General features: G+C 72.6%; 12 protein-coding genes and 2 pseudogenes. 7 read left to right on the plus strand and 7 right to left on the minus strand.

Annotation, left to right across the window (positions count from 1 at the left end; all coding sequences use genetic code 11):
- From BZL64_RS40675 to BZL64_RS27445, 3 genes and pseudogenes are all read right to left on the minus strand, one after another.
- A pseudogene (locus tag BZL64_RS40675) lies at window positions 1–667 on the minus strand (hydrolase); the annotation flags it as partial.
- A gap of 400 nt (window positions 668–1,067) precedes the next feature.
- Window positions 1,068–2,036 (minus strand): aldo/keto reductase, encoded by a 969-nt coding sequence (locus tag BZL64_RS27440; protein WP_086771866.1) that lies wholly within the window; start codon window positions 2,034–2,036, stop codon window positions 1,068–1,070.
- Window positions 2,037–2,136: 100 nt separating this feature from the next.
- On the minus strand, window positions 2,137–2,652 hold the full coding sequence (locus tag BZL64_RS27445; RefSeq protein WP_086771867.1) for a flavoprotein: 516 nt from the start codon (window positions 2,650–2,652) through the stop codon (window positions 2,137–2,139).
- 140 nt (window positions 2,653–2,792) lie between these two features.
- Here BZL64_RS27445 and BZL64_RS27450 point away from each other — a divergent pair, with 140 nt between their 5' ends.
- The 5 genes from BZL64_RS27450 (at window position 2,793) to BZL64_RS27470 (ending at window position 7,004) form a co-directional block, all read left to right on the plus strand.
- Entirely contained in the window at window positions 2,793–3,992 is a 1,200-nt protein-coding gene (locus BZL64_RS27450; protein WP_086771868.1) for a serine hydrolase domain-containing protein, read from the plus strand.
- Between the two features lie 189 nt (window positions 3,993–4,181).
- Window positions 4,182–4,805 (plus strand): LysE family transporter, encoded by a 624-nt coding sequence (locus BZL64_RS27455; RefSeq protein ID WP_086771869.1) that lies wholly within the window; start codon window positions 4,182–4,184, stop codon window positions 4,803–4,805.
- An 88-nt stretch (window positions 4,806–4,893) separates the two neighbouring features.
- On the plus strand, window positions 4,894–5,346 hold the full coding sequence (locus tag BZL64_RS27460; RefSeq protein ID WP_086771870.1) for a nitroreductase family deazaflavin-dependent oxidoreductase: 453 nt from the start codon (window positions 4,894–4,896) through the stop codon (window positions 5,344–5,346).
- A gap of 315 nt (window positions 5,347–5,661) precedes the next feature.
- The gene (locus tag BZL64_RS27465) at window positions 5,662–6,681 is read left to right on the plus strand and encodes a glutathione S-transferase family protein (protein WP_086771871.1); all 1,020 of its coding nucleotides are present in this window, start codon (window positions 5,662–5,664) and stop codon (window positions 6,679–6,681) included.
- Between the two features lie 26 nt (window positions 6,682–6,707).
- Window positions 6,708–7,004, plus strand: a complete 297-nt coding sequence (locus BZL64_RS27470) for a DUF4235 domain-containing protein (RefSeq protein ID WP_086771872.1) — start codon at window positions 6,708–6,710, stop codon at window positions 7,002–7,004.
- 47 nt (window positions 7,005–7,051) lie between these two features.
- Here BZL64_RS27470 and BZL64_RS27475 read toward each other — a convergent pair whose 3' ends face one another.
- The 3 genes from BZL64_RS27475 to BZL64_RS27485 all read right to left on the minus strand — a co-directional run bounded on the left by BZL64_RS27475 (window position 7,052) and on the right by BZL64_RS27485 (window position 8,516).
- Window positions 7,052–7,444 (minus strand): VOC family protein, encoded by a 393-nt coding sequence (locus tag BZL64_RS27475; protein WP_086771873.1) that lies wholly within the window; start codon window positions 7,442–7,444, stop codon window positions 7,052–7,054.
- A gap of 69 nt (window positions 7,445–7,513) precedes the next feature.
- Window positions 7,514–7,978, minus strand: a complete 465-nt coding sequence (locus BZL64_RS27480) for a pyridoxamine 5'-phosphate oxidase family protein (protein WP_086771874.1) — start codon at window positions 7,976–7,978, stop codon at window positions 7,514–7,516.
- Window positions 7,979–8,018: 40 nt separating this feature from the next.
- The gene (locus BZL64_RS27485) at window positions 8,019–8,516 is read right to left on the minus strand and encodes a GNAT family N-acetyltransferase (RefSeq protein WP_086771875.1); all 498 of its coding nucleotides are present in this window, start codon (window positions 8,514–8,516) and stop codon (window positions 8,019–8,021) included.
- Between the two features lie 101 nt (window positions 8,517–8,617).
- On the opposite strand from BZL64_RS27485, the gene BZL64_RS27490 reads away from it, so the two are divergent.
- Window positions 8,618–8,980: a DUF1304 domain-containing protein gene (locus BZL64_RS27490; RefSeq protein ID WP_086771876.1), complete on the plus strand. Its 363-nt coding sequence runs from the start codon at window positions 8,618–8,620 to the stop codon at window positions 8,978–8,980.
- The gene (locus BZL64_RS27495) at window positions 8,977–9,540 is read left to right on the plus strand and encodes a TetR/AcrR family transcriptional regulator (protein WP_086771877.1); all 564 of its coding nucleotides are present in this window, start codon (window positions 8,977–8,979) and stop codon (window positions 9,538–9,540) included. The genes BZL64_RS27490 and BZL64_RS27495 overlap by 4 nt, the downstream gene beginning before the upstream one ends.
- A 4-nt stretch (window positions 9,541–9,544) precedes the next feature.
- On the opposite strand, the pseudogene BZL64_RS39915 reads toward BZL64_RS27495, so the two are convergent.
- Window positions 9,545–9,788 (minus strand): annotated as a pseudogene (locus BZL64_RS39915) (hypothetical protein); the annotation flags it as partial.

The raw sequence follows: 9,788 nt of genomic DNA on the forward strand, positions 1-9,788 counted from the left end.
TGCCGCCGCGGCGGCAGGTGACGTCGAGGAGCCGGTGGTAGCGGTGGCAGTCCTCGTCGGCGGCGAGTTCGCGGTGTACCTGGAGGCATTCCTCGCGGAGCCGTTCACGGGCCCGGCGCAGTTCGACGCGGGCGCCCTCCTCGTCCAGGCCGAGCAGTCCGGCCGGGACGGCGAGGGGTTCGGCCTCGATCTCCGTGTGCCACAGCAGGCAGCGCGCGGACTGGGACAGCCGCTGGAACGCCCGGGACAGCAGGCGGCGGTGCACCGGCGGCAGCAGCCGGGCGGCAGGCCGTTCGCCTTCGTCCTCGGCGGCGCGCAGGGCGGGGTGGAGCAGGTCCCGGCGGCCGTCGGAGTCCCACTCGGCGGCTATGCGGCGCACGGTGAGCAGCAGGTGGGGCCGCCAGGCGGAGGTCGGCCCGTTCTGCCGCAGGGTCTCGCCGAAGAGCCGGGTGAAGGCCGCCGTGGTGAGCATGCCGGCCGCCCGCTCCCCGTCGGAGCACAGCCGGGCGTAGGCGAAGGCCGCCTCCCAGTGCCGGTCCAGCAGTTCACCGACGGGGTGCAGCGCGGGCGAGGTGCCGGTCCAGTTCTTGAGCTCGGCGCTCAGCTGTTCGTCCGTCACCTCGAAGCGGCGCGCCGAAGGGGAATTCGACAGGCCTGCGTCTTTCACGGGTGCATTCCTCCCGGGAACATGCGGGATAAAGTCTGTACCAAATGGGCGGGTGAGCCCGCCCTCGCAACGACGGGGATCCTTGCGTTCAATGTTCGACATCCCGAACACCCGCAGGGTGCGGCGGCCCTTTTGGAGCGTGGGGAGTTGGACGGGGATGCCTCGCGCGCACGGTCGGGGAAATACTCTCCGTGCGCCGACGAAGCCCACCTTCGCACAGGCGGACCAGGCAGAACAAGGGATCTCGTGGTTTCGTGCATTGCGTACTGCCACAATGGTTTTGACAAAATGTCAATCTTGGTTCGCCATTCGCGGCGGTCGCGGTAATGGTGTCCCTTTTCGGGAGGTAATTGCGGGGCGTATTCCGCCCCGCCCGCGGCCCGGCGCCGCGTCCGCGCCGTCAGTGACCCGAGACGGCGTGCGGCGTGTACGACTGCTCCAGTTCCTCCGACTCCTTCTCGGTGAGAGTCAGTTCCACCGCCGCCACCGCGTCCTGGAGGTGCCGTGGCTTCGACGCGCCGATGATGGGGGCCGTCACCGTGCCCTGCCGGAGCAGCCAGGACAGGGCCACCTGGGCGCGCGGGACGCCGCGGGCCTCGGCGATGCGGGTGACCGCCTCCACGACGGCGCGGTCGCTGTCGGGGTAGAGGCCGCCGCCGAACTCGTCCCGCGTGCTGCGGTCGGTGGCGGTGCCCCAGTCGCGGGTGAGCCGGCCGCGGGCCAGCGGGCTCCACGGCAGCACGCCGACACCCTGGTCGGCGCAGAGCGGCAGCATCTCGCGCTCCTCCTCGCGGTAGAGGAGGTTGTAGTGGTTCTGCATGGAGACGAACTTCGTCCAGCCGTGCCGCTGAGCGGTGTACTGCATCTTGGAGAACTGCCAGGCGTACATCGAACTCGCCCCGAGATAGCGCACCTTGCCGGCCTTCACCAGATCGTGCAGTGCCTCCATCGTCTCCTCGACCGGAGTGTGCGGGTCGAAGCGGTGGATCTGGTAGAGGTCGACGTAGTCGGTGCCGAGACGGCTCAGGCTGTGGTCGATCTCGGTCAGGATCGCCTTGCGGGAGAGGCCGCCGCCGTTGGGCCCCGGCCGCATCCGGCCGTGCACCTTCGTCGCGAGGACGATCTCGTCCCGGCGGGCGAAGTCGCGCAGCGCCGCGCCGACGATCTCCTCGCTGGTGCCGTCCGAGTAGATGTTGGCGGTGTCGAAGAAGGTGATGCCCGCTTCGACGGCCTGTCGGATGAGTGGGCGGGACGCGTCCTCGTCGAGGGTCCACGCGTGGGTGCCCCGGTCCGGGACTCCGTAGGTCATGCAGCCCAGACAGATCCTCGACACGTCCAGACCCGTCGAACCGAGCTTCACGTACTGCATGATGGCCGCTCCTGACGTCGGTGGCGCTACGGGGAGTTCGCAGAATATCGGCCGTCCCGCACGGGCGGGGCGGGGGCGGTCGCGGTCGTCGACGTCCGGCTCACCCGACGAGGTCGAGCACCCGTTCCCAGCCGAACTCGGCTCCCTCGGTGCCGTCGTGGGGGTATCCGAACCGTACGCCCATCCCGCGCAGCCGTATCAGGCTCTCCTGGTAGGCGGGGTGGCCGGCCAGCGCGTCGGAGACGCAGGGCAGGACGCCGACGGGGATGCCGAGGCCGGCCGTCTCCGACAGGGTGGCCAGGGCGAGGGTGTCGGCGATGCCGGCCGCCCATTTGTTGACGGTGTTGAAGGTGGCCGGGGCGACGACGACCGCGTCGGGATCGGGGAACGGCCGCGGTTCGCCGGGCCTCCGCCAGGCCGAGCGGATCGGCCGGCCGGTCTGTGCCTCGACGGCCGCGGTGTCGAAGAAGCCGTTCATGGCGACGGGCGTCGCGATGACGCCCACGTGCCACTCGCGCCGCTGTGCGGCGGTGATCAGCCTTCCGACGTCCGCGGCGATGCCGGCGGCGCAGACGACGACGTAGAGGAAGGGCGGATTCTCGTCCTGTGCGGTCACGTCCGCACCCTACTGAAGGGGCCCGGACGGCCCCTCGGGGACCGGTGCACTGGGCTGGGTGCAGCAACGCGGCGGGCGGGAGCCGCGCGGCGCCGGAAGGCTGGATCACCGGTACTGTCCACCCGCCTCCGGGAGCCCCGATGTCCCTGCCCTGCGTACCACCCCGCCGCCGGCTGCGGCCCGTGTCCGTGCTCGTCCTGTGTCTGGCGGCGCTGGCCCCCGCCGTCGCCCCCGCCGTCGCGTCCGCCGGACCGGACGCCGGCCCGGACGCCGCGTCCGGGCGTGCGGGCACCGACCGCTCGCTGCAGCGCCAGATCGAGGAGTTCGTCCGCGGTCCCGGCGGGCCGCCCGGCGTCATCGCCGTGCTGCGGCGGGAGTCCGGGACCCGGGTCCTGCGGGCGGGCGTGGCCGACCTGCAGACGGGCCGCCCGCCCCGGCCCGACGACCACATGAGGATCGCGAGCACGGCGAAGGCGTTCAGCGGCGCGGTGGCACTGAGCCTGGCCGACCGCGGCGCCCTGGATCTGGACGACACCCTGCGCGAGCGGCTGCCCCGGCTGCCCGCCGCCTGGGGAGCGGTGACGCTGCGCCAGTTGCTGAACCACACCAGCGGTCTGCCCGACTACACGCAGGACGCCGAATTCCTGCGCGTGGTGACGGCCGACCCGCGGCACCGCTTCGACCCGCGCCGCCTGCTCGACTACGTGGCCGACGAGCCGCTGAACTTCCGGCCCGGCAGCCGGTACCTGTACTCCAATTCGGACAACATCGCCGTCGCGCTGATGGCGGAGGCCGCCACCGGCACGCCGTACGAGCGGCTGCTGCGTGACCTCGTGTACCGGCCGCTGGGACTGCGCGACACGAGCCTGCCGCTGGGCTACCGGATGCCCGAGCCCTACCTGCACGGCTACGACGTGACGCCGCCGCCCCCGCAGGACGTCAGCGAGATCCTCAGCGCGTCGGGCGTCTGGGCGTCCGGCGGGATCATCTCCACGCCGGCCGACATGACCCGCTTCGTCCGCGGCTACGCGTCCGGCGCGCTGTACGACCGGAGTCTCGTCCGGGAGCAGCGCCGGTGGGTCGCCGGCGCCTCGGAGCCCGCGGGTCCGGGACGCAACCTGGCGGGGCTGGCGATCTTCCGCTATGCGACCCGGTGCGGCGTCGTGCTCGGCCACACCGGCAACTTCCCCGGCTACACGCAGCTGATCGCCGCGACCCCGGACGGCCGCCGCTCGCTGACGTTCACCGTGACCACCCAGATCAACCAGGCCCAGGCTCCGGACCGGTTGGCGCGGATGCGTGCCATCCAGGAGGACTTCGTCTGCGCGCTGCTGCGCTAGCGGACGGGGGCGCGGCCGGGGGCCGCGCCGTCCCCGCGCGGAAAACCCTTTGCCGTGCCGCGGTGCCGGCCCGCAGGATCTGCCCATGTCTACGCTCATCACCATCCTGCCGCCGCTGTCCGCCGCCGTCCCCTCGGCGCGGGTCCAGCAGCAGCCCGGCGTCCTCCGGAGGCCCGAGCCCGCGCGCCCGTGACGGCCGCGCTCGTCGCCGGCCTGGTCGCCGGGTACGGCATCGCCGTACCCGTCGGCGCGGTCGGGACCTACCTCGTCTCCCTCACCGCCCGCACCTCCCTGCGCACCGGTGTGTGCGCCGCGCTCGGCGTCGCCGCCGCCGACGGGATCTACGCCCTCCTCGCCACCGTCGGCGGCTCGGCCGTGGCCGCCGTGCTGCGCCCCGTGCTCGGTCCGCTGCGCTGGGCCTCGGCCCTCGTCCTGCTGACCCTCGCCGCCTGGGGCGCGACGACGGCCGTACGCCGCTATCGCGCCCACCGGCTCACGACCCGGATCGCCCCTCCCCCGCCGAGCCCCGCGCGGGCCTTTCTCAGCCTGCTGGGGCTCACCCTCCTGAACCCCACCACCGTGATCTACTTCGCGGCGCTCGTCCTCGGCACCGGCACCGCCGACGCCGTACGCCCCGTCGACCAGGGCGTGTTCGTCCTGGCGGCCTTCGCCGCGTCCGCCAGCTGGCAGGTGCTGCTCGCCGGGGGCGGCGCCCTGCTGGGGCGGGCGCTGACCGGTCACCGGGGGCGGCTGGTGACGGCGCTCGTGTCGAGCGGGGTGATGACGGTGCTGGCCGTGCGGATGGCTGGTTGACAGTGCGTCGGGCGGCGGATGAAACGCGCCGGTGCCAGTGTTGAAGGCGAAAGCCGGTCGACGACGATGTGACGAAGGGGACGGTGTCATGCCTCTCAAGGGCGAGTACGAGCCGAGTCCGACCCAGTGGGTACGCGAGCAGGTGGAGCTGTACGAGAGCTCCGGGGGCACCAAGGGAACCACGCTCCAGAACACCAAGAGGCCCGTGATCGTCCTGACGACCGTGGGGACGAAGAGCGGCAAGATCCGCAAGTCACCCCTGATGCGGGTGGAGCACGAGGGACGCTACGCCGCGGTCGCCTCGCTGGGCGGGGCACCCAAGCATCCGGTCTGGTACTTCAACGTGAAGGCCGACCCCCGCGTGGAGCTGCAGGACGGGCCGGTGAAGCAGGACATGAGGGCCCGTGAGGTGACCGGCGAGGAGAAGGCGCAGTGGTGGGAGCGCGCGGTCGCCGCGTTCCCGCAGTACGCCGAGTACCAGAAGAAGACGGACCGCGAGATCCCGGTCTTCGTCCTGGAGCCGGTCGACCAGCCGCACTGACCAGCAGGGCCGGCGTTCGCCGGGAAATTCCGTAGAAAAATCTGTCCGTAGGAGGCATGGACGTCTCCGTGCCGGGCACTCGAATATCAGGCCCCGCCGCGTTCCCCCGTCGCGGCGGGGCTTTCGTCATGCCCCCGTCGTTGACCCGGCAGTGCCCTGTGAGGTCGCGCTCCGCGAGGTCGGGCTGTCCTTCGGGGATGTCCCGGTCACCTCCGCCGGCTGCCCCGGCCGTTCCGGCTCATACCGTGCCGTCCGTGGAAATCGGGGAACGCGGTGGGTGAGCGAGACCCGCACGCACCAGGACCGGGAGGAACCATGGCGGGCCGGGACGACGGCAACAGCACCTACGGGCACAAGGCGTTCAAGCGGTCCAGGAGCCACTTCGCCGACCGGATCACCGCGGACGGCCGCGACGGACGGCCCGTGGAGGCCGGCCGCTACCGTCTGATCGTCAGCCGGGCCTGTCCGTGGGCGAGCCGCGCCGTGATCTCCCGGCGGCTGCTAGGGCTGGAGGACGCCCTGTCGATGGGGATCGCCGACCCGATCCAGGACGACCGCAGCTGGCGCTTCACCCTGGACCCCGACGGCCGGGACCCGGTGCTCGGCATCCGCTTCCTCGCCGAGGCCTACGACCGGCGCGAGAGGGACCACCCCGGCGGGGTGAGCGTGCCGGCGATCGTGGACGTCACCGACGGCGAGCTGGTCACGAACGACTACCAGCGGATCACCCTGGACCTGGCCACCGAGTGGAGCGCACTGCACCGGGACGGGGCGCCCGACCTCTACCCGGAGCCGCTGCGGGGCGAGATCGACGCGATCATGTCCGAGGTGTACGAGGACGTCAACAACGGCGTGTACCGGGCGGGCTTCGCCAACGGCCAGGCCGAGTACGAGGAGGCCTGCGCGGCGGTCTTCCGGCGGCTGGAGTTGCTGGCGTCCCGGCTGGCCTGGCGGCGGTACCTCGTCGGCGACACGATCACCGAGGCGGACATCCGGCTGTTCACCACGCTGGTGCGGTTCGACGCCGTGTATCACGGCCACTTCAAGTGCAACCGGTGGAAGCTGACGGAGAACGACGTCCTGTGGGCGTACGCCCGCGACCTCTTCCAGACGCCCGGGTTCGGTGACACCGTCGACTTCGATCACATCAAGCGCCACTACTACCAGGTCCACACCGGCATCAACCCGACCCGGATCGTCCCCCTCGGACCCGACCTGTCCGGCTGGCTGAGCCCGCACCACCGCGAGCGGCTCGGCGGGCGGCCGTTCGGCGACGGGACGCCGCCCGGCCCGGTGCGGCCGGGCGAGGAGGTCCCGCCGCGGGGCCGGCCCTGACTCCCCTACACACCCAGGAGGTACACGTGGGCAAGAAGCAGAAGCTCCCGATCGTCTACCAGCCCGTCGGATTCGTCTTCGGCTGGGCCAGCGGCGCGCTGGCGGGGCTCGCATTCCGCAAGATCTGGAAGGCGGTCCGCGACGAGGACGACGCGCCGGACGCGCTGGACCGGGACCGTGGCTGGGGTGAGGTCATCCTGGCGGCGGCCATCCAGGGGGCGATCTTCGCCGCGGTGCGCAGCGCGGCGGACCGTACGGGCGCGAAGGCCATCGAGCGTTCCACGGGCGTGTGGCCCACGAAGGAGAAGGGCGGCCGGGACTGACGGGTGCGGCCGGTGCCGCCCCGCCAGGACGGCACCGCGCGGCTCGGTCACTCCTGTTTGGGTGCGGTGGAGGGCCGTAGGCGCAGGGTGAAGGAGTGCCCGGCCGGGTCGGCGTACTGACGTTCCTCGAGCGGGCCGTGGGCGCCCCTGGTCTCCAGGGCGCGTCCGCCGAGGCCCACGATCCGGCGTTCGGCCTCGTCGAGGTCCTCCACCAGGAACTCCAGGTGGGCCTGGAGCGAGCTCTCGGGGCGGGGCCAGCTCGGCGGGGTCGCGTTGGCGTCGCGCCGGATGGCGAGCCGGGTGCCGGCGGCGCCCGTGATCTCCACGAGGTTGGCGTTCGCGTCGGTCTCCTCGGTGTCCAGCAGGCCCTTGTAGAACTCGGCGAGCTTCTCGGGTTCGGCGCAGTCGAGCACCACGATGCCCGCTTTCACCAGTGCCATGTCTCTCCTCCGCGAGGTCCGGTGCGGGACGGACCCGTGCCGCCCCCGAATCCTGCGGATACCCCGGATTCAGCCGGCCACCAGCCACTCGCCGTCCCGCATCAGCTCGCGTCCCTGCGGCCCGTCGGTGTCCCGCCAGGCCTGGATGCGGCGTGGCCGGACGTAGAAGTACAGGTAGGGCTCGGGCAGTTCACGCGGGTCGAAGCCGGTCTTGGCCTCGAAGATCTCGGCGTCCTCCTCCGGGAGGTCGGCGGGTTCCACGGCCAGGGCGGAGCCCTCGATGACTACGACGTCCCGGGTCGGGCCGATGCCGAGGCGGGCGACCCGGGTGTCGCTCAGGTTCCGCCCGGTGCGGCTCGCGGCCGGGGTGGCGATGAGCAGGGTGGCGCCGTCCCAGACGTAGGAGAGCGGGATCAGGTAAGGGGCTCCGCCGGTCTCGGCGGCCGTGGCGACCCAGGCGTCGACATCGTGTTCCAGCCGGTGCAGGGTGTCGTGCTTGCGCTGCTGCGGGGAGCGTGCGGGTACTGAGGTCATGGATCCCAGTGTGAACGCCTGAACACACTCCCGCAGGGGCTCACGGGGCCGGCCGCCTCGGCTGGAGGGAGCGGCGCAGGGTGGTGGTGTGCGGGCCGAAGCCGTGCCGTTCGTAGAAGCGGAGGGCGTCGGTGTTGTCCGTGTACGCGGTCACCTCGGCCTGCCGGGCGCCCTGTTCGCGGGCCCAGTCGGCGAAGGCGCCGACGAGCCGCGCCCCTGCCCCGGACCGCCGGTGGGCGGCCCGGACGTGGATTCCGACGAGGGTCGCCGACATCACCGGCCGCGTGGCGGTGCCCGCCGTGACCGACCCGCTGAGATGCCCGACCACCCGCCCGCCGGACTCGGCCACGAGCACCAGGCGCGCTGGGTCGCCGAGCGCGGCGGCGAAGGACGCGGCACCGTGCTCGCGCGGCCAGTCGGTGTCGACGCTCGGGTCGCGGGTACCGGCGTCCTCGCCGAAGAGCCCGGCGGCGGACTCTACGAGGACGGGTATGTCCGCCGCGGTCGCCCGCCGCACGATCACCTCTTGATCACTCATGCGCCGAAGGCTAGCGGCAGCCGCTGACATCGCCGACCCACTGGACTTCCTGGACACCTGTCCAGCTATAGTGGACACCTGTCCAAGAAATGAGGAAGACGATGGAAGCCGTCGCCGCTGTTCTCGTGGGGCTTGTCGCCGCGCTGCATCTCTACATCCTGGTGATGGAGATGTTCCTGTGGCAGAGGAAGCAGGGCCGCTCGTTCCACGGGTTCGACGCGGAGATGGCGCGGGCGACCGCCCCGATGGCCGCCAACCAGGGGCTCTACAACGGGTTCCTCGCCGCGGGCCTGGTCTGGGGGCTGATCGCCGCCGACCCGACCGGCTTCCGGGCGCAGGTGTTCTTCCTGTCCTGCGTGATCGTCGCGGGCGTCTACGGCGCGGTCACGGCGAACCGGCGGATCCTGGTCGCGCAGGCGCTGCCCGGCGCGCTGGCCCTGGCCGCCGTCCTGATCGCGCGGTGACCCGCGGCGAGCCCGAGGACCCGCGGGCGGCCCGCACGCGGGCGAGGCTGCGCGCCGCGCTCCTCGACGAGTGCGCCGAACGGACGCTGGCGGAGGTCGGCGTCGCCGCGCTGGTCCGCCGGGCCGGAGTCGGCCGGGCCACCTTCTACGTCCACTACGACGACCTGGAGGCCCTCGCGGTCGACGCCTGCGCGGACGTCGTACGCGAGGCGGTGGAGGCGCTGCATTCCTGGCGGGGGCGGCCCGATCCGGTGCGGGCCCCGGCGGCACTCGGGGAGTTCTTCGCGTCGCTGACCCCGCACGCGGCGCTGTACCGGGCTCTGTTGACGCCGGGCGGCGGGGGGCCGCTGGGCCGGGTCCTGCACCGTGACCTGCGGGCGTACAGCCTGCGGGAGCGCGAGCGGGCGGGCGCGGCGGACGCGCCGCTGGTCGCCTCGGCCGTCGCCGCCACGTTCGCCGGGGTGCTCGCGGACTGGCTGCACGGCCTGCTCGACGCCGGTCCCGCCGAGATCGCCGACCAGGTGTGGCAGTTGCTGGTCGCCCTGCACGCGAGCCGCTGAGCTTTCACATGCAGGCCACCCCGTCCGTCGCCGAGGGCCATGCCTCCACGCCGTCGGGGGTGCGCACGTACGCCGTCGCGCGGTCGTCCGTCAGCCATAACTGCCGGTCGCCGTCGCGGTATCCGGTGTCGCGCGCGCCGGCGGGCAGCGAGACGTCGGGGTCGTACGGGGCGCTCAGCGGGGGCGTTCCGACGGCGCCCTCGGGGTCGCGGACGTAGGTCGTGGCCCGCTCGCCCCGGCCGAGCGTC

It is taken from the genome of Streptomyces bobili (genome assembly GCF_002154575.1).
GTDB classification, from domain to species: Bacteria; Actinomycetota; Actinomycetes; order Streptomycetales; family Streptomycetaceae; genus Streptomyces; species Streptomyces bobili.

Bases quoted from the DNA above. Each gene is read 5' to 3' on its own strand.
- BZL64_RS27440 (WP_086771866.1), bottom strand. From the start codon at position 2,036: ATGCAGTACGTGAAGCTCGGTTCGACGGGTCTGGACGTGTCGAGGATC.
- BZL64_RS27450 (WP_086771868.1), top strand. From the start codon at position 2,793: ATGTCCCTGCCCTGCGTACCACCCCGCCGCCGGCTGCGGCCCGTGTCC.
- BZL64_RS27460 (WP_086771870.1), top strand. From the start codon at position 4,894: ATGCCTCTCAAGGGCGAGTACGAGCCGAGTCCGACCCAGTGGGTACGC.
- BZL64_RS27465 (WP_086771871.1), top strand. From the start codon at position 5,662: ATGGCGGGCCGGGACGACGGCAACAGCACCTACGGGCACAAGGCGTTC.
- BZL64_RS27475 (WP_086771873.1), bottom strand. From the start codon at position 7,444: ATGGCACTGGTGAAAGCGGGCATCGTGGTGCTCGACTGCGCCGAACCC.
- BZL64_RS27480 (WP_086771874.1), bottom strand. From the start codon at position 7,978: ATGACCTCAGTACCCGCACGCTCCCCGCAGCAGCGCAAGCACGACACC.
- BZL64_RS27485 (WP_086771875.1), bottom strand. From the start codon at position 8,516: ATGAGTGATCAAGAGGTGATCGTGCGGCGGGCGACCGCGGCGGACATA.
- BZL64_RS27490 (WP_086771876.1), top strand. From the start codon at position 8,618: ATGGAAGCCGTCGCCGCTGTTCTCGTGGGGCTTGTCGCCGCGCTGCAT.